Annotated in this window: 13 protein-coding genes; 2 read left to right on the plus strand and 11 right to left on the minus strand. The window is 71.4% G+C overall.

Translation table 11 applies throughout. The features are described from left to right. Positions 1 to 38 precede the first annotated feature (38 nt). From ACFXB5_RS25295 to ACFXB5_RS25345, 11 genes are all read right to left on the minus strand, one after another. Complete coding sequence (locus ACFXB5_RS25295) at positions 39 to 965, minus strand: ABC transporter permease (RefSeq protein ID WP_385211752.1); 927 nt, start codon at positions 963 to 965, stop codon at positions 39 to 41. After that, positions 962 to 1,789 carry an ABC transporter ATP-binding protein gene (locus tag ACFXB5_RS25300; protein WP_385211776.1) on the minus strand — a complete coding sequence of 276 codons (828 nt, stop codon included), beginning with the start codon at positions 1,787 to 1,789 and terminating at the stop codon, positions 962 to 964. Before ACFXB5_RS25300 ends, ACFXB5_RS25295 begins: the two co-directional genes overlap by 4 nt. Before the next feature lie 181 nt (positions 1,790 to 1,970). Beyond that, on the minus strand, positions 1,971 to 3,908 hold the full coding sequence (locus ACFXB5_RS25305; RefSeq protein ID WP_385211753.1) for a glycoside hydrolase family 5 protein: 1,938 nt from the start codon (positions 3,906 to 3,908) through the stop codon (positions 1,971 to 1,973). 109 nt (positions 3,909 to 4,017) lie between these two features. Continuing rightward, on the minus strand, positions 4,018 to 6,516 hold the full coding sequence (locus ACFXB5_RS25310; RefSeq protein WP_385211755.1) for a glycoside hydrolase family 3 N-terminal domain-containing protein: 2,499 nt from the start codon (positions 6,514 to 6,516) through the stop codon (positions 4,018 to 4,020). Continuing rightward, entirely contained in the window at positions 6,513 to 8,447 is a 1,935-nt protein-coding gene (locus tag ACFXB5_RS25315) for a cellulase family glycosylhydrolase (protein WP_385211757.1), read from the minus strand. The genes ACFXB5_RS25310 and ACFXB5_RS25315 overlap by 4 nt, the downstream gene beginning before the upstream one ends. Positions 8,448 to 8,527: 80 nt before the next feature. After that, positions 8,528 to 9,571 (minus strand): LacI family DNA-binding transcriptional regulator, encoded by a 1,044-nt coding sequence (locus tag ACFXB5_RS25320; protein WP_385211759.1) that lies wholly within the window; start codon positions 9,569 to 9,571, stop codon positions 8,528 to 8,530. Beyond that, positions 9,568 to 10,395: a carbohydrate ABC transporter permease gene (locus ACFXB5_RS25325; RefSeq protein ID WP_385211760.1), complete on the minus strand. Its 828-nt coding sequence runs from the start codon at positions 10,393 to 10,395 to the stop codon at positions 9,568 to 9,570. The genes ACFXB5_RS25320 and ACFXB5_RS25325 overlap by 4 nt, the downstream gene beginning before the upstream one ends. Before the next feature lie 17 nt (positions 10,396 to 10,412). Further along, positions 10,413 to 11,351, minus strand: a complete 939-nt coding sequence (locus ACFXB5_RS25330; protein ID WP_385211762.1) for a carbohydrate ABC transporter permease — start codon at positions 11,349 to 11,351, stop codon at positions 10,413 to 10,415. A 52-nt stretch (positions 11,352 to 11,403) separates the two neighbouring features. Beyond that, a complete protein-coding gene (locus tag ACFXB5_RS25335; protein ID WP_385211764.1) occupies positions 11,404 to 12,693 on the minus strand; it encodes an ABC transporter substrate-binding protein in 1,290 nt (429 codons plus the stop codon). 276 nt (positions 12,694 to 12,969) lie between these two features. Next, positions 12,970 to 14,466, minus strand: a complete 1,497-nt coding sequence (locus tag ACFXB5_RS25340) for a carboxylesterase/lipase family protein (RefSeq protein ID WP_385211766.1) — start codon at positions 14,464 to 14,466, stop codon at positions 12,970 to 12,972. Between the two features lie 40 nt (positions 14,467 to 14,506). Continuing rightward, positions 14,507 to 15,409, minus strand: a complete 903-nt coding sequence (locus ACFXB5_RS25345; protein ID WP_385211768.1) for an MBL fold metallo-hydrolase — start codon at positions 15,407 to 15,409, stop codon at positions 14,507 to 14,509. Between the two features lie 365 nt (positions 15,410 to 15,774). On the opposite strand from ACFXB5_RS25345, the gene ACFXB5_RS25350 reads away from it, so the two are divergent. Together ACFXB5_RS25350 and ACFXB5_RS25355 are read left to right on the plus strand one after the other, a co-directional pair. After that, positions 15,775 to 17,169, plus strand: a complete 1,395-nt coding sequence (locus ACFXB5_RS25350) for an endo-1,4-beta-xylanase (RefSeq protein WP_385211770.1) — start codon at positions 15,775 to 15,777, stop codon at positions 17,167 to 17,169. Positions 17,170 to 17,209: 40 nt separating this feature from the next. Next, the gene (locus ACFXB5_RS25355; protein ID WP_385211772.1) at positions 17,210 to 17,971 is read left to right on the plus strand and encodes a polysaccharide deacetylase family protein; all 762 of its coding nucleotides are present in this window, start codon (positions 17,210 to 17,212) and stop codon (positions 17,969 to 17,971) included. The last annotated feature ends 155 nt before the right edge of the window (positions 17,972 to 18,126 follow it).

An 18,126-nucleotide genomic window follows, 5' to 3' on the forward strand; every position in this document is an offset into this window, starting at 1 on the left:
CGCCTTCCGGGGGCCGGGGGTCGGAGCCGAGGTGGGGGTCAGGACTGGGGCCGGCCGCGGTCCCGCGGCGCCCAGGGGGTGAGCCGACGGCCGATGAACCGGACGAGTTCGGAGAAGACCACGCCGAGCACGGCCACGCAGACGATGCCGACGAACATCACGTCGTTCTGGAACAGCGTCCGCGAGTCGAAGATCAGGTGGCCGAGGCCGTCGTTCGCGGCGATCTGCTCGGAGGCGACGATGACCAGGACCGCCACTCCGGCCGCGACCCGCATGCCGACGAGGACCTGCGGCAGCGAGGCGGGCAGCAGGACATGGCGGAACATCTGCCAGGGACCGGCGCCGAATACCTGTCCGGCCTCCCGGTGGCCCTCGGCGACGCCCATCACGGCGGCCATCGTGGAGATCCACACGAAGAAGAAGACGGTGGTCGCGACGAGCGCGATCTGGGGTCCCTCGCCAAGGCCGAACATATTGAGGAACACGGGGAGCAGCGCGAGCTTGGGCACGACGTACAGGGCGTCGAGCAACGGTTCCAGCGCCGCGCGGACCATCCGCAGCGCGCCCATCAGCAGCCCGAAGAGATAGCCCGCGGCGGTGCCGAGCGCGTAACCGGCGATCACCCGCTTGAGCGTGGCCCATACGTCCGGCCACAGCTTGCCGTCGGCGGCGCGCTGCCAGCCGTCCGCCGCGATCGTGGACGGCGCGGGGTAGATACGCGAGTCGATCCAGCGCTGATCCGCGGCGAGCTGCCACAGCAGGATCAGCGCGGCGGGCACGGCGAGGGCGAGGGAGAGCTCGATGGCGCGGCGGCGCCGGTGGGCACGGACCGGATCGCGCTCCCCCGGTCCGGGGCGCCGCACCAGCAGCGTCGTCTCGGCGGACCCGCCGCCCTGTTCACCTTCACCGGGGTGTTCACCGGGCCCCGCGGTCCGGGCCGAGGCTGCCGTGTTCTCGCTCGTCATGAGGGCTTCCCCACCGGGTCCGCCGGAGCGGTGGCACCGGCCCCGCCCCGCTGGACCTCGTCGCGCAGGAGTTCCCACAGCTCGGACCGCAACGCGGCGAACTGCGGGGCGTGGCGCAGCGCCCCGGTGCGCGGGCGTTCGAACGGCGGGTGCCGTTCGGCGATCACCCTGCCGGGTCTGGCCGACATCACGACCACCCGGTCCCCGAGCACGATCGCCTCCTCCAGGCTGTGGGTGACGAACAGTGCGGTGGTGCGGGTCGCCTGGCACACCGCGAGCAGCTCGTCCTGGAGGATGGTGCGCAACTGGGCGTCGAGCGCGGCGAACGGTTCGTCCAGGAGCAGCACCTCCGGCTCCACCGCGAGCGCGCGGGCGATCGCCACCCGCTGCCGCATCCCGCCCGACAGGGTGGCCGGGTAGGCGTCGGCGAAGTCGGAGAGGCCGAGCCGGGCCAGCCAGTCCCTGGCCCGCGCGTCGGCGGCCTTGCGTGGCACCCGCCGCACATCGAGTCCGAAGCGGACGTTGGCCAGCACGGTCTTCCAGTCGTAGATGCCGTAGTCCTGCGGGATCATCGCGGCCGGGTGCCGGCGACGCGCGCGAATCTCGACCTCGCCACCGCTGGGGCGGACGAGTCCGGCGACGATGCGCAGGAACGTGGACTTGCCGCATCCGGACGGGCCGACGATGCAGCAGAACTCCCCGTGTCGAATGTCCATATCGAGTGGTCCGAGGGCGTGCACCTGCCGGGCTCCGTGCCCGAAGGTGCGGGTCACCGCGCGGGCATGTACTTTCGGCGCGGCCCCGGGTGTGGTGTGCGGCTCCACCCCGTAACTCCTGATCCGGTTGAGCGGGTGTCGTGCGACAACGGCTGCGCGCACCGCTTTACGATATGACGATCCGTCAGATTCGGGCAAGGGTGGCGGACCGACTGGCAGCTCAGGGGCAGGCGACGGCTCAGGACGGACAACAGGTCAGGACAGGCGGCGGCACAGGACGGAGGACGGCTCAGGACAGGCGGCGGCACAGCAGCGCGTCCGGGCTGCCGGAGCTGCCCACCCGCGTGGTGAAGGCGATACCGGCGGCGTACTCGCCGTCCGCGCACTGGCCCTTGTAGGCGCCGCGGGCGAAGTCGCCACCGGCGGCGTCCGCGGGCCGGTTGTCGGAGCGGTCGAACCAGACCGTACGTCCCGTGGCGCCCAACGGGGTCCGGGCCGGGGCGCACAGCGCGGCGGACACCCGGCTGCCGCGGCGGCTGTAGCCGATGAGGAACTGGTCCGAGGGGCACTGGAACTTGGTGTAGCCGGAGGCCCAGTCGCCACCGGCGGGCACGTACCGTTCATCCGTGACGACCGTATGGGCGGTGCCGGGGGCGCGCGGGTCGTCGGCGCCGGTGTCGGTGCACAGCCCGCGCCCGGCGGTGTGGCTGAGGCCGATCAGCCGCAGCCCATCGGGGCAGGCGGCCTTGTAGGCGCCCGGATCCCAGTCGCCCCGGCCCCGCTCGATCAGCGACTGCACATGGTCGCCGTGGTCGGTGACGAGCATGCGCCAGGACGGGACGCGGTCGACGGGACCGGTGTGTTCGGGCGCGGTCATCAGCCGCTGCCACGCCGTACCGCGCCAGTCGCCCTGGTCGAGGATTCCGTATCTGCGGCCCGTGGCGTCGTAGCGCAGCAGCGACCAGTCGTCGTGGCCTTCCCATCCCACGAGTGGCCAGTAGGCGAAGTCGGCGTCACGGTCGGCGAAGTAGTCGGTGATGTTGGTGAACCAGGCGCGCGGGGCGGTGCCCGTCTCGGCCGATCCGATGCCGAACTCGCTGATCCACACGGGTGCCGTGTAGTGCCGCCCGCTGTCCTCGGCGACGAAGAACGCCTGGTCGGTGAGGACTCGGTACAGCTCATCGCGGCTGAGGTCCTGGTACCGGGGGTCGTGTGTCTCGCCGATGCCGGTGGCGCCGCTGTGGCGGGGGCCGGTGTATCCGTAGAAGTGGGCCGAGTACACCAGCTTGTGGGTGTTGACGAGGGTGTGCGAGAGGGTGCGTACGGGGGCCAGGGTGGGGCGCTCATGGGGCAGCCCGTCCACCGGTATCCCGGTCCAGTTGATGCCCTCGATCACGATGAGGAGGTCGGGGTCGGCCTCGGTGAGGATGCGGTCGGCGGCGCGCTGCGCGGCGGTGTACCAGTCGTGCTCGTCGCCGAGACCCCAGTTGGGGTCGTCCAGGACATCGCGGCGCACCTCGTTGTAGAGGTCGGCGCCCACTACGCGTGGCACGTCGGCGTAACGGCGGGCCATGAAGACCCAGTCGTCGATCCACCGCTCGGTGGACTGGCCGCTGTTCCACCGCTCGTTGCCGTCGATGCCGCAGCACCACCGGGTGGTGTTGGTGTGGTTGTTGAGGATGACGGCGAAGCCGTCCCGGCTGAGAGCGGACACCACGGCGTCGAAGATCTGCAGGGGTGTCTTTCCGCGCAGTTGGGTGTTGGCGGCCACGGCGCTGTCCGGGACGGTCGCCGTGGCGTGGATCACCTCGTTGGAGAACGGCAGCCGGACACTGTTGATGCCGAGCCGATGGAAGTCGGCGAGCAGCGTCGGCAAGGGGACCCGGTCCAGGCCGAGGGGGATGCCGGAGGAGTTCTGCCCGGAGTGGTGGTTGGCGGGGTCCTCGACACTGCCGCTCCCCGTCCACGACCCTTGAGCGCCATCCCAGTTGGCCGACTTGAGCCGGAAGCGGTCACCCTTGGCGTCCACGATGTACCGGCCGCGGGTCGACAGCGGCGGCTGCCAGCTGTCGACCGCGGGAGCGGTGACGGAGGTGGCCGGGGCGGCGGCGCGGGCTTCCCGCGTGGCGGGCTGCTGGGCGGTGGCGACCGGTCCCGGCGCCGTGGCCAGCAGCGCGAGGATCGACGCGATTCCCGTCAGGTACCTGAGTGTTCTCCTGGTCGGCATGCGGCCTTCCCGTGGGTGAGCGATGGTGCCCGAACGCGGCTCCGCCGGACCCGGCGCGCCCGGCCACCATACTGACGGTCCCTCACATAACCGTCCAGACAGCGTGCGATCAGCCAGGCGGCTCGATCACCAGCCGTACCCCCTGCGTTTCGCCGGACGAGGGCCCGGTCTCCAGCAGGAGTTCTCCGGGTTCGACGGCGAGACCCAGGTCCCGGGTGACGGAGGCGAGGGTGTCGGCGTCGATCGCGAACACGGCGTCGGCCTCGTCCCCCGGCCGCAGATCGAGGCGGGCGAAGCCGCGGAGCTCGCGTATGCGGGGCCACGAGTGGCCGCCCGACAGCCGGCGCACATAGAGCTGGACCGTCTCGCGCACCGGCCGCTCACCCGTGTTGCGCACGGTGACCCGGCAGATGAGCGTCGGGTCGTCCGGTGTCACACGGGCGCGCGAGAGCCGTGGCGGCGCGTAGCCGACCGTGGTGTACGACAGTCCGTGGCCGAAGGCGTAGCGGGCGGTGGCGGGCTGGTCCACATAGCCGCGGTACCGGTGGTCCTTGGCGTTGTAGAACACCGGCAGCTGCGCGGCCGACCTGGGGATGGACACCGGCAGCCGCCCCTCGGGCTCGGCCGCGCCGAACAGTACGTCGGCGACGGCCCGTCCACCCCACGGACCCGGGTACCAGGCGCTCAGCACCGCCGCGGCCGTGCCGGAGAGGTCGGGCAGGGCGTGCGGACGGCCCTGGACGAGAACCACGACGACCGGAACACCCGTGGCCGCCACCGCGTCCTGGAGCGCCAACTGCCCGTCCGGCAGGCGTAGTTCGGCCAGGTCGACACCCTCGCCGCAGGTCATACCGGCGGGGTTGGCGGAGCTCACGACGGCCGCGCCATTGCTGTCGAAGGTGGTGTCACCGGACCGGGCGCTGGACCCGCCCAGGACGAGCACCGCGATGTCCGCCGCTGCCGCCAGCGCGACCGCCTCGGGGACACCGGAGAGGTCGCCGCCGACCAGCTCGCACCCGGGCGCGTAGGTGACCTCGGTGTCCGGCGGGGCGGCCGACCGGATGCCGTCCAGGACCGTGACGTGGCGGGAGCCGGGGCGCTGTGGCGCGGTGTAGTCGCCGATCTGCTGGGCGATGGAGTCGGCGTTCGGGCCGAGGACGGCGATCCGGCGGGTCGAGGGCGTCAGCGGCAGGACTCCCCCGTCGTGGGCGAGCAGTGTGATGGACGCGCGGGCTACGCGTTCGCTCAGAGCCTGTGTCATATCCCCGGCCGGATCAGCGTGCGGCGTCAGGGGGGCACCTCCCAGCGGTAGCTGGGGGAGCGTGCGATCGCAAGGCGCCGGAGCGCCCTCGTGGCGGAGCCACATGGGCGTTTCGGCAACGCCGCGAGAGGGGGCACCTCCCAGCGGTAGCTGGGGGAGCGTGCCAGGCGTCGCACGTCCGGCCGGGGATATGACACAGGCTCTCAGCTCGCCGGCGTCGGAGCGCTGTTCGCCAGGCGCTTCAGCATGCGAGAAGGACTGCTCGAAGAGGCCCAGGCGGAACTTCAGCGCCAGCACCCGGGCCACGGCGGTGTCCAGGGTCCGCTCCGCGACGAGCCCCTGGGCCACCGCCTCGGCCAGCCGTGGAAAGCAGGCGTCCCAGAGGCTGAGGTCGCATCCGGCGTTGAGGGCCAGGGCGCCCGCTGCCACCGGGTCGCCCGTGAGCCGGACCAGGCGGTCGATGGCACCGCCGTCCGCCATGACGACGCCGTCGAACTCCAGCCGCTCCCGGAGGAGTTCGGTCAGCAGCGGCCGGCTGGCGACGCAGGGCAGGCCGTCGAATTCGTTGTAGGCCGCCATCACCCCGGCCGCACCGGCGCGTATCCCCGCTCGGGCCGCCGCCAGATGGATCTCGTGCAGTTCGCGGGCGCCCAGTTCGGTGGCCGCGCTGTTGCGTCCGCCGACGGTGGCCCCCTGCCCGGCGAAGTGCTTGAGCACCACGGCCACGTCGGCCGTGCGCATCCCCCGCACCAGCGCCTCGGTGAGCCGGGCCGCCAGATACGGGTCCTCGCCGAAGCACTCCTCCGCGCGGCCCCAGCGCGGGTCGCGCACCAGGTCGAGAGCGGAGACCAGCGCGACGTGGCCACCGCGTGCCCGCATTTCCGCGCCGACCGCGGCCGCCGCGGCCTCGTAGAGCGCGGGGTCCCAGGTGGCGCCCACGGCGAGGTTGACCGGCAGCACGGTGCCGTCCAGTGCCTGGTGGCCGTGCGGAACCTCCTCCGCGAACAGCACGGGTATGCCCAGCCGGGTGTTCTCCACGACGTGCCGCTGTACGGAGTCGGCGACCCGCGCCCCGTCCGCCGCGGTGATGCCGTCGGCGAAGCCGACGCCGGACCAGGCGTCGGCCCGCTGGAGCCCGTACAGGGCTCCCATCCCGCCGTACGCGGCGACCTCGGCGCGGAAGGCGTCGGTGAGCCGGTGGCCGCTGTCGGTGCGCTCATAGGCGTGCCAGCCGTACATCCGCTGGTTGACCTGACCGACCTTCTCGGTGAGCGTCATGCGCCCCAGCAGATCGCGGACCCGCTCCGCCACGGGCGCGGTGGGGTCGCGGTAGAGCCGGCCGGTCATGTCAGCTCCAGGACGCGCACACCGTACGGGCCGAGTGTCACATCCGCCGTCGCCGCGCCGGACACCAGGTCGTGCAGCGTTCCCTCGGCGGCGGGGCGGACGGTGACCTCCTCGGCGCTCTGGCTGACCAGCCATACGAAGCGGCGCCCGTCGTCGTGGACGAGGAGGTCCGCGCCGACGTGGGGGCTGTCGACCGTCACCGGGCGGTGGACCCCGGCCACGTCGGCGAGCGCCGCGTACAGCCGGTGGGTCTCCTCGGGGTTGGCGCGGGCGGTGCGCGCGGCCATGTGCTCCAGGGGGTAGGTGGCCAGGACGGTGCGGCCGCGCCCGGTGTCGCGCACCAGCAGGGCGGGCCGCCCGTGGGCGTCGACGGCCACCACCCGGGCGTCACGCGGAACCACCGGCAGATACGCCCGGCTGTCCTCGTTGCCCGCGACCGGGAAGCGCAGCGAGGTCCCGGCCGCCAGCCCGCCGAAGTCCTCGGTGAACGTCATCTCCAGGACGTCGTCCTCGATGGGCTCGGCCACGCCGTAGGAGAGCTGCAGTTCGACGCCGAACAGCCCGTCCAGGTCGTCGAACCACGGGCCGCGGGTCCCGGGGTGCTCGCCGGAGCAGAACGAGAGGTAGACGGTGGCGCCCTCGTGGGCGCGGCGTTCGAGCTCACGCCGGGTGCGCGTGGTGAGCTGGCGGGTGGCGGGGAGCAGATACAGGGCCGCGTCGCCGGGCAGCCCGTCGGCTTCCCGGGTGAAGCCCACCGGCAGGTCGGCGGCGCGCGCGGCCACATAGCCCTGGTGCAGCGATGTGAAGATCAGCGGCCGGTCGGCGGGCCTGCTGTAGGGGTAGCCGCGCTCCAGGAAGGCGGGCACGACCAGCGCCGCGTCCGCGTCGGCGCGTCGGCAGTGTGCGAAGTCCACGGCCTTCAACACCTCGGCGAACGCGGCGAGTTCGAGCAGCGGGGCCTTGGGAGCGCCGGTGTGGTCGGTGATGCCGAAGTGCATCTCGAAGGGGTGGTGGTCGTACGGCGAGCGGTCCCACAGGTCGTCGTAGTCGGTGTTGTTCCAGGCGATCCAGCCCGTGGCCCCGCCGAGCAGCGAGTTGTGCAAGGTCTGCCGGTAGTAGACCGCCGCGTTGCGATCGGACACGGTGTCCGTGGAGAGCCCGAACTCCTCCAGGACGACGGGCTGTCCGGTGACCGACGCCAGTTCGCATTCGAAGGCGGCGCGCAGGTGCTGACGTGGCCGGTCGGTGTCCGAGCGGTAGACGTGCGGGCCCACGAAGTCCACGTACTCGGCGGTCTCGCGCAGCGAGAAGCCGTTGTCGCGGCCGGTGACCTCGATGCCCCACGCGCCGTCGCCGAGGGAGACGGGCTGGGTGCCGCCGGCCGCCCGTACGGCGTTGCACATGGCCTGCGCCCAGGCGGTCACCACCTCGGAGGAGGGCGGATCCACCTGGTAGACGCGGCCGTAGCCGGGCATCTCATTGGTGATGAGCCAGCCGGTGACCGCCGGGTGGTCCTTGAAGCGGCGGGTCATCTGGGACACGAACCAGGCCTGGCGGCCGACCATCCACACGTCCTCGTAGAGGTCGCGGCCGCCGCGCCAGGCGGGGTCCCAGTTCTCGCCCGACATATGGCCGACGATGAAGGTGGGCACCGTGCCCATGCCCGTCTCGGTGTGGGCGTCGAGGAAGTCGCGGAAGTGTGCGCACAGCGTCTCGTCGACGCGGTGGGGCTCCGGATGGAAGTCGGGCCAGTAGAAGAACGACCGGGTCATCGTCAGGCCGTGCTCGCGCAGCACCCGCAGCTCCGCGCGGACCGTCTTCGGGTCGTAGTCGCGCCACATCAGGGGCCCGCCGGTGCGGGACCAGAAGTTGGCGCCGAGCCAGGGCAGGACGGCGGGGTGGTGGGTGAGCTGGGCGCTGTGGCGTCGCATGGTCCTTCTCGGATGTCGGTGGTACGGGGTGGGGGGTGGTCCGGCACGGGGCCGGGGTTTCGCGCGTCGGCGGGAGGGCGTCAGCCAGGGGCGGGTCCGGTGGACTCGCGGACGACCAGCCGCGGCCGGTCGTCGAGCGCCGCCTCCTCGACGTCCTCGCCGCAGCGGGCGAGGAGCAGCCGGGCGGCGGCCGCGCCGACCCGCCGCACCTGCTGGTCGACCGTGGTCAGCCGGGGGTGCAGCCAGCGGCCGAGCGTCAGGTTGTCGTAGCCGACGACCGACAGATCGTCGGGGACGCGCAGCCCGGCGCGCTGGGCGGCGCCGATGCCGCACATCGCCATGGAGTCGTTGGCGTAGACGATCGCGGTGGCGCGGTCGGCGGCGTCCAGCAGGGCCTGGGTGGCGGCGACGGCGGACACCTCGGTGAAATCGGTGTGCAGGACCGCGTAGGGCCGCAGGCCCGCCTGCCGGAGGGCGGTCTCGAAGACACCGCCGCGCAGCCGGGTGTGCTTCAGGTCGGCCGGGCCCGCCACATAGGCGATCCGCCGGTGTCCGAGCCCGAGCAGATGGCGGACGACCTCCTCGACGGCGGCGGCCTGGTGGCCGAGGCCGACGCGTGGCACGGTGGCGGCCCGGTCGGGGGGACCGAGCAGCACGGCGGGCAGGCCGAGGCGGGCCAGCAGGGCGGGGCGCGGATCGTCGGCGCGGGCGTCGGTCAGGACGGCGCCGTCGACGCGGCCCTCGGCCGCGAGCCGTTTGTAGAGGGCGTTCTCCTCCTGGGCCCCGGCCACCAGGTGCAGCAGCAGACCGTAGCCGCGGGGCGCCAGTTCGCCCTCGATACCGGTGATCAGCTCGCTGAAGTGCGGGTCCGCGCCGAGCACATCGGTGGGGCGCCGGACCACGAGGGCGAGGGTGCGGGTGCGGGCGCTGCGCAGGGCGGCGGCGGACGCGCTCGGCGACCAGCCGAGCTCCATCGCGGTGTCCAGGATGCGCTGCCGGGTGGCCTCCGACAGCCGCCCCTTGTCGTTGAACGCCTGGGACACGGCCGCGGTGGACACCCCGGCGGCGGCCGCCACCTGTTTGATGGTGGGGCGCCGTCCGGGTTTCGCGGCGGTCGTGCTCACGCCTTGACCGCCCCGTTGATGAGCGCCTGCTGCATACGCTTCTGGAGCACCGTGTAGACGACCCATACGGGGATCAGGGTCAGGACGGTTCCGGCGGTGAGGACACCGTAGTCGGTGCCGGTGATGGCCTTGAGGGTGGGCAGGGCCACCTGCACGGTGCGCTGCTCGGGGTCGGGGCCGATGATGATCAGCGAATACAGGTACTCGTTCCAGAAGGTGAGGAAGTTCAGCAGGAGCACGGTGGCGATGCCGGGCAGGCACATCGGTATGTAGATGTGGCGCAGCACCGCGTAAGTGGACGCCCCGTCCATCCGGGCGGCCTCCTCCATCTCCCTGGGGATGGTCCGCATGAACTGCACCAGGATCACCACCGACAGTGGCATCGCCGTCGCGGGCAGGAAGAAGACCATGAACAGCCGGGTGTGGAACAGCCCGGTGGCGGCGGCGAGCAGGAAGGTGGGGAAGAGCGCCGCGAACGTGGGGATCAGGAAGCCCAGCGAGAAGATCTTCTCCATCGCCGAGGCGAGCCGTCCCGTCGAGCGGGCGAGCGCGAACGCCGCGGGCAGCGCCAGCAGCAGGGTCAGCGCCAGGGCGAGGACCGTCACCAGGGCGGAGTTGACGACGGCCGTGCCCAGGTCGGCGCTGTCGTAGGCGGTGCGGAAGTTGCCGAAGCCGAACGACTCGGGCAGTGCGAAGGGATGGGCGAAGATCTCCTCGTTGCTTTTGAACGCGGAGGCGAGGAAGTAGTAGAGCGGCACGATCAGCAGTACCGCGTAGGTCCACACCAGGATGTGTGCGGGCAGCCAGCGTTTGCCGAGTTTCATGGTGAGCCGCCTTACGATCAGTAGTTCTGGCGGAACGCGCGGCGGATGGCGAGCAGCCCGACGAGTCCGGCCAGGAAGAGGATGACGCCGACGGTCTGGCTGTAGCCCAGGTCGGCCGCGATGAACGCCTTCTGGTAGACGAGGAACGACAGCGTCGTGGACGAACTGCCGGGGCCGCCCTGGGTGAGCAGCAGCACGTGCTGCGCCGAACCGAAGAGGGTCCACAGGAACTGCAGCATGATGACGACGCCGACGTAGTCGCGGATCACGGGGAAGTGGATGCGCCACATGGTCCGCCAGTGCCCGGCCCCGTCCAGCTGCGCCGCCTCGCCGAGGTCGTCGGGGACACCGTCGAGCCGGGCGGCGAACAGGACGGCGGTGAAGCCGATCCCGCTCCACACGTCCAGGGCGATGAGACAGGCCAGGGCCGTCGACGGCGAGGCGAGCCAGGCGTCGGTGAGCGAACCGAGCCCCACCGACTGGAGCGCGCCGTTGGCCAGCCCGTCCGGGGACAGCGCCGCGTAGAACACCATGGCCTTGGCGGGGGTGGAGATCAGGCCGGGGATGAACAGCAGATAGCGGATCACCCGGTGTCCGGGCGGCTTCTGGGCCACGTAGTAGCCCAGCATGTAGGCGCACACGATCATGATCGGCAGTGCCACCGCCAGCTGGACGGCGGTGTTGCGCACCGCGTCCCAGAAGACGGGGTCGTCCAGGACCGTACGGACGTTGCCGAGCCCGGCGAACGACACCGGCTGGAGCATGCCCGGCCAGTGCAGGGCGGCGATCACGAAGATGGCGATCACCGGGCCGATCATGAAGACCGCGTACCAGACCAGCGCCGGGATGGCGAGGATCGTGCCGCCCTGCCGGGGTGTGCCGGTACGGCCTCTGGTGGCGGGCGGTGCGGGGTGGCGGATCGCGGCCCCGCCCGGGGGTGACGTCAGCGTCGTCATGAGGTGGCTCCCGTGGAGTCGGGCTCGGGATATGAGCGAACGGGCGGGCGGTTCACGCGGAGCGGTACGCGGTCTCGAGCGCGGCGCGGACCTTCGCGGCGCTGGTGCCGCGGGTGAAGGAGGTGCTGGTCGCGGTGATCAGCGGCTGGGCGGCGGCGGGCGGGACATACATATCGGGCAGCAGCGCCTGGCTCACCGTGGAGCCAAGCCGCTGGGCCGCGGCGACCAGCGGGAAATCGGTGCTGACGGTGTCGGAGCGCAGCGCCATGTCGCGGCCGCTCTCCTTGATGAACCGGGCGACGGTGTCGGGCCGGTACATGAAGCGCAGGAACTTCTCGACGGTGTCGATCTTCTTGGTGCCGTTCGGGCTGATCCAGAACCCGATCAGCGTGTAGGTGCGCAGGATGGTGGGCTTGTCGTGGGCGGCGCCGTCGGCCAGCGGCCACCCGCCGACCTCGGTGTGCCGGGCCACCTTCGGCGGCACCTTGGCCAGCGCCGAGGACATCGCCGACTCGATCGCCGCGGCCTGCGTGTTGAACTGCGTCATCATCGTGTCCGAGATGAGGCCCTGGGCCTTGTCGGCGAAGACACCCGCGTCGCGCAGTGTCACGAAGTACTCGATGCCCTCCCGGGCTCCCCTGCTGCCGAAGTCCCCCGTGGAGTAGGCGTGCCGGGCCTCGTCCTCGGTGAGGAAGGTCTGGATGATCTGGGCGAGCAGCTTCTGCCCGGTCCAGTCGTTGCCGCCGACGGTCACGGGCGCGATTTTCTTGGCGCGCAGCTTGCGGGCCGCGGCGATCAGTTCATCGCCCGTGGTGGGTATCGCGTCGACGCCCGCCCGGGCCAGCAGGGCCCGGTTGTAGGCGATCGGCCAGTTGGTGGCGAAGTAGGGGAAGGCCCGCACCCTGCCCTTGGCGTCGGTCCACTCGGCGAGCGCCCGAGGGAGCACCCGCTGACGCAGCCCCCAGTCGTCCAGGTAACCCTTGACGTCGACCGTGGCGCCGACGTCCGTCCACGCCAGCGTCTTGTCGTAGAGGTTGACCATGACGACGTCCGGCTCCTTGCGGGCCAGCCGCGAGGTCTCATAGACCTGCGCGAGGTCGTCGCCGTTGATGAGGTTCTTGACCTTGAGTCCCGGGTTCTCCTTGCGGAACCGGTCGAGGGCCGCGAGGTAGGTGGGCGATCCCGGGGCGGTGGTGCCCAGCTGGCTGTGCACGACGAGCGTATCGGGATCGGAGTCCGCGCCGGTGAGCGCGGAGCAGGCGGAAAGGCCAGGCAGGACGGTCGCGGCGGCGAGGCCGGAACCGGCGGCGAGGAAGCCGCGCCGTGTCAGCGGTGAGTGCACTGCGGGGGTCTCCAACCAGGCGGTTAACGAGTGGTTAATCGATCTACCTCGAGGGTGTGAGGAATGTAGGAGCCACTTCGTCTCCGGTCAAGCCCTTGCCAGGGCCCAAAAAAACACACCGCACCACGCGCGGCACCCCATCCGCCGCGAAGAGCGGATGGGGTGCGGGTCGTCCGTGATGCGCTTGGGTGCGGGTCGCGCGTGACGGGGCCGGGTGCGGGTCGCGGGTGGTGCGGATGGGTGCGGGTCGCCCGCGACGGAGCGCCCGTGGCGGCGCTATTCCCAGGCCAGGCGTATCTGGGCGCGGGGGTCCGCCACCTGTGTCCATGTCTCGGCGATGCGCATGGTCGTCCTGCGCACGCTGTCGTACGGCGGCCAGCCGGGATCACCCGTCCTCGCGAACCGGATCCAGGTGGCGTGGACCCGGGAGGCGAGGTCGGCGGGCGGCTCGGCCGGGCCGAGGATCGCCTCGGGACCGTGCAGCCGCGCCGGCTCGGTGCGGTCGAACACGAACGGCAGCTCCATGACGTGCGAGGCGCCGAGCCGACCGTCCAGCGCCCGCGACCGCCAGGCGAACTCGTAGACGTGGGTACGCGACGAGGGGTGCTGGGCGTGGGCGGTCGCGAGCCGCCGGGTGCCCGCGCCGAACAGGGCGTCCGTCATGATGGCGGCCCGCAGCTCGCCCGGGGACGCCCCGGGCCGCTCGCGGCGGTAGACCTCCACCAGCTTCTCGGGGGCGGGATGGGAGCGTACCGCCGTGGCGTGGACGTCCTCCTCGGTCGACGACGTGAGGTGGCCCGACGGGGCCAGATAGAGGTTGCCCTCCTCGGCGGTCGTGCCGAGCAGCAGATCGACGCCCGCGCCACGTCCGGCGGCCACCGCCTCGGCCGGTTGCTGGTCCAGGACGAGACTGAACGTGCTCAGGCCGATCAGCGGGTCGAAGCGCCCGTCGACCGTGAGATCGATCCCGGCGAGGTGGGGCATGGCCTCGACGAAGCGCTCGTCGGGGACCGACGCCAGCGCCTCCGCGGTCGCGGCTGTCCCCAGGACGCGGGCGAGGGCCTGGGTGACCCGGCTCGCCTGGGCGCGGCTGAACGCCCCCAGGCCGCTGCCGCTCTGGATGATCGCCCGCTGGAAGAGCCCCTCGGCCCGTGGGTCTGCCACCATCGCGCCCACGATGGTGGCACCCGCCGACTGGCCGAAGAGCGTCACCCGGGACGGGTCGCCCCCGAAGGCCGCGATGTTCTCCCCGACCCAGCGCAGCGCGGCGATCACATCCAGCAGGCCGCGGTTGTCGGGGGCGTCGGGGAGGTGCAGAAAGCCGGGTATCCCGAGCCGGTAGTTGAGGGTGACCAGGACGACGCCGTCCCGGGCGAAGGCGGTGCCGTCGTAGAGCTCGGACCGGGTGGACCCGGCCACGAATCCGCCGCCGTGCACGAACACCATCACGGGCAGGTCCTCGCGCGTGGTGTCGGGCGTCCAGACGTTCACCGCGAGGTAGTCCTCGCCCGGGACCCAGCCCTGTCCGAAGTACGGGGACATGTCGAGGTGGCCGAACGCGTCGCGCCTCGGCTGCGGTGCCGTGGGGCCCGCGGCGGTGGCATCCCGGACACCGTCCCACGGCGGATGCGGCGTCGGCGGGGCGAACCGGGCGGCGCCGCGTGGCGGGGCGGCGTAGGGGACGTGCCGGAAGACGGTGGCGTGCTCCTCCTGGCGGCCGCGGACGGCGCCGTGGGAGGTCACGACGACGGGGGCGGTGGTGTGGTTCGTCATGCGTGGTGTGTCTCTTCCTCGGTATCGCTCCGGCCGCCGGTCACAGGCGGGCGAAGGCGGCCCATTCCTTGACGGCGAACGTGCCGCCCTCGCGCCGCACCTCGGCGGCGCCGTGGCCGCCCAGGTGGGCGGGGAAGACCAGGGCGTGTCGATCGGCCGCCCGGCCGAGCACCCGGCGGCGGGTGGCGCGGGATTCGGCCGGGTCCTCGCAGAAGCAGCTGTTGGTGTCGGGATCCGCGATCTGCACCGGGCTGTGCAGCAGGTCTCCCACGAACAGCGCGCGATCGCCTCGGGAATCGAGAGCGAGCACGGAGGAGCCGGGTGTGTGTCCGGGGGCGAGCTCCAGACGCAGATTGGCGTCGATATCGAGGCCGCCGTCCCACAGCAGCGCCTTGCCCGCTTCCCGGATGGGGGCGACGGAATCCTCGAAGACGTTCTGATTGCCCCTGCCGAGCAGCGGCTTGTGCTCATTCTCCGGATTCCAGAACTCGAAGTCGCGCTCCGGGATGAGATACGTGGCGTTCGGGAAGGTCGGCACCCACTGCCGACCGTCTAGACGGGTGTTCCAGCCCACGTGGTCGACGTGCAGATGGGTGTTGACCACGATGTCGACGTCCTCCGGCCGGACCCCGGCCCTGGCGAGATTCCCCAGGAAGTCGGTGTTCAGATAGCTCCACACCGGTGCGTAGGGCCGATGCTTGTGGTTGCCCACTCCGGTGTCGATGAGAATGGTCTTGCCCTCACTGCGCAGGACCCAGGTCTGAATCGCGGACCGCACATTATCGGTGCCGGGGTCGTAGAAGTCCGGGACCAGCCAGGAGGCGTTGTCCTCCCAGACCTCCTCTGGGCTTTCCGGGAAGAAGGTCCGGGGCGTCAGGTCGACGGATCCGAAGTATTCCTCGACGCGTGTGACGGTGACGTCGCCCAGGGTTATCTGCTGCATGGATATTCGCCTTGTTCGTGAGACGCCGATTCGCGGCAGAATCCTCGTCGGGATGGGTCACGCGCGGTATCCGTCACCTGACTGCAGTCGCTGACGGAGGCGGGCAGCACGACCGATAACACGTCATCGCGACACCGAAAACTTTTCGGATACTGGTGGGGCGAGATCCTTTGCACTGTCGATGACCACGCGCACACAGTGAAGAGCCGCAGATCAGAGCCGAAGCGCCATCAGCACCGGCGGGAGTTTCTACCGGAATCATTCCGGAAGAAGCGTTGACGTCACGTCAGCCCCGCAGCATACTCCGCATCGATCGTTGCCCATCGGCACACCACTGCCACCCGCACCCCGAAGAAGGGACAGCAATGGTCATCGATTCCCGTCAGGCCCGTCAGGAGCGCGGAGATCGCCGTCCTCGGTTACGCGTCCGAAGGACGTTCAGCCTCGGCGTCGTCGGCCTCCTCACCGCGGCCGGTGTCCTGGCCCTGTCCGGTCCCGCCAGCGCCGCGAGCACCCTCGGCGGCGCGGCGGCGGCCAAGGGCCGCTACTTCGGCGCCGCCGTGGCCGCCAACCACCTCGGCGAATCCCCGTACGCCAGCACGCTGGACACCGAGTTCAACGCCGTCACACCCGAGAACGAGATGAAGTGGGACGCCGTCGAAAGCTCCCGGAACTCGTTCAACTTCGGCAGCGCCGACCAGATCGTCGGCCACGCCCAGGGCAAGGGCATGAAGATCCGCGGCCACACCCTGGTCTGGCACTCCCAACTCCCCGGCTGGGTGGGCGGTTTGAGCGCCAACGAGCTGCGCTCGGCGATGAACAACCACATCACCAAGGTGATGCAGCACTACCAGGGCAAGATCTACGCCTGGGACGTGGTCAACGAGGCCTTCCAGGACGGCAACAGCGGTGCGCGGCGCAGTTCGCCGTTCCAGGACAAGCTCGGCGACGGCTTCATCGAGGAGGCGTTCCGCACCGCGCGTGCGGCCGACCCCGGCGCCAAGCTCTGCTACAACGACTACAACACCGACGGCCAGAACGCGAAGAGCAACGCCGTCTACAACATGGTGAAGGACTTCAAGGCGCGCGGTGTGCCGATCGACTGCGTCGGCTTCCAGTCGCACTTCAACAGCCAGTCCCCGGTCCCCGGTGACTACCAGCAGAACCTCCAGCGCTTCGCCGACCTCGGCGTCGATGTGCAGATCACCGAGCTGGACATCGAGGGCTCCGGCACGGCCCAGGCCGACAGCTACCGCCGTGTCACCCAGGCGTGTCTGGCCGTGTCCCGCTGCACCGGCATCACCGTATGGGGTGTCACCGACAAGTACTCATGGCGCGCCAGCGGCACCCCGCTGCTGTTCGACAACAACTACGCCAAGAAGCCCGCTTACACCGCGGTGCTCACCGCGCTGGGCGGCACCAGCGGTGGTGGCGGAGGCGGCGGCGGTGGCGGCAAGTCGTGCACCGCGTCGTACTCCGAGACCCAGCGGTGGGGCGACCGTTTCAACGGCACGGTGACGGTGACGGCCGGATCCTCCGCCATCAGCGACTGGACGGTGACGGTGACCGTACGTTCCGCGCAGAGCGTCTCCACTACCTGGAACGGCAGCCCCAGCTGGGACAGCAGCGGCAAGGTCATGACGATGAGGCCCAACGGCAACGGCGACCTGGGTGCCGGAGCGGCCACCAGCTTCGGCTTCACGGTCATGGCGAACGGGGACTGGTCGGCCCCCACCATCGGCTCGTGCACCGCCTCCTAGCCGACCGGCAGGGGACCACGCCCGCACTTCAGGAGGGACCATGACCGGACGCGGAAAGGCCGCGGCGAGACGCGTAGGCACAAGAAGCACCGGGAAAGCGCGGCGGTTCGCACTCGTCGCCGCGGCCACGGCCGCCCTGGCGGGGTTCTCCGCCGCCCCGTCGCCCGCGGCCACGCACGGCGCGGCGCACACCGAGCGGGCCTGGGCCAGTTGCCCCAATGGATACGTGGGTCTGACGTACGACGACGGGCCGAATCCGGGGTCGACCCAGGCGCTGCTCAACGCGCTACGGGCGGGTGGCGCGAAGGCCACCTTCTTCATCTGGGGGCAGCACGCCGACCAGTATCCGGACCTGCTCAGGGCCGAGCAGGCGGCGGGTATGTGGATCGCCAATCACACCACCTCGCACCCCCATCTCACCCAGATCGGCGAACCGGCGGCGTACAACGAGATCGCGGGCGCCCAGAACACCGTCCGGCGCATCACCGGACAGACACCCACCCTGTTCCGGCCGCCCTACGGGGAGACCAACGCGCAGGTCAGGGCCGATGAGGCCCGTCTCGGGCTGACCGAGGTGCTGTGGAGCGTGGACTCCCAGGACTGGAACGGGGCCGGCACTCAGCAGATCGTCCAGGCCGCCGCCACCATGCGGGCGGGCAGCATCATCCTCATGCACGACGGCGGTTACCAGACCACAGTCGCCGCCGTGCCGCAGATCCTCAGCGGACTCGCGGCACGGGGGCTGTGCCCCGGCAGGATCACGGCCGGGGCGGGTGGCGGCGCGGTCGTCACGGCTCCCTGAGCGCCGTATCCGGCTGGCCGCTTCCGGCCGCGTCGCGCGGCAGCGGCCGCGGTGCGTGCCCCCCCGGCCCCCCGCCCCCCGCGGGCCCCCGGGGGGCCCCCCCGGCGGGGGGGGGGGGCGGGGGGGGGCGGGCCCCGCCGCGGCCCGCGCGGGCG

Source organism: Streptomyces sp. NPDC059455 (assembly GCF_042750115.1).
Taxonomy (GTDB): Bacteria; Actinomycetota; Actinomycetes; order Streptomycetales; family Streptomycetaceae; genus Streptomyces; species Streptomyces endocoffeicus.

Bases quoted from the DNA above. Each gene is read 5' to 3' on its own strand.
- ACFXB5_RS25295 (WP_385211752.1), bottom strand. From the start codon at position 965: ATGACGAGCGAGAACACGGCAGCCTCGGCCCGGACCGCGGGGCCCGGT.
- ACFXB5_RS25340 (WP_385211766.1), bottom strand. From the start codon at position 14,466: ATGACGAACCACACCACCGCCCCCGTCGTCGTGACCTCCCACGGCGCC.
- ACFXB5_RS25345 (WP_385211768.1), bottom strand. From the start codon at position 15,409: ATGCAGCAGATAACCCTGGGCGACGTCACCGTCACACGCGTCGAGGAA.
- ACFXB5_RS25310 (WP_385211755.1), bottom strand. From the start codon at position 6,516: ATGACCGGCCGGCTCTACCGCGACCCCACCGCGCCCGTGGCGGAGCGG.
- ACFXB5_RS25305 (WP_385211753.1), bottom strand. From the start codon at position 3,908: ATGCCGACCAGGAGAACACTCAGGTACCTGACGGGAATCGCGTCGATC.
- ACFXB5_RS25325 (WP_385211760.1), bottom strand. From the start codon at position 10,395: ATGAAACTCGGCAAACGCTGGCTGCCCGCACACATCCTGGTGTGGACC.
- ACFXB5_RS25330 (WP_385211762.1), bottom strand. From the start codon at position 11,351: ATGACGACGCTGACGTCACCCCCGGGCGGGGCCGCGATCCGCCACCCC.
- ACFXB5_RS25315 (WP_385211757.1), bottom strand. From the start codon at position 8,447: ATGCGACGCCACAGCGCCCAGCTCACCCACCACCCCGCCGTCCTGCCC.
- ACFXB5_RS25350 (WP_385211770.1), top strand. From the start codon at position 15,775: ATGGTCATCGATTCCCGTCAGGCCCGTCAGGAGCGCGGAGATCGCCGT.
- ACFXB5_RS25355 (WP_385211772.1), top strand. From the start codon at position 17,210: ATGACCGGACGCGGAAAGGCCGCGGCGAGACGCGTAGGCACAAGAAGC.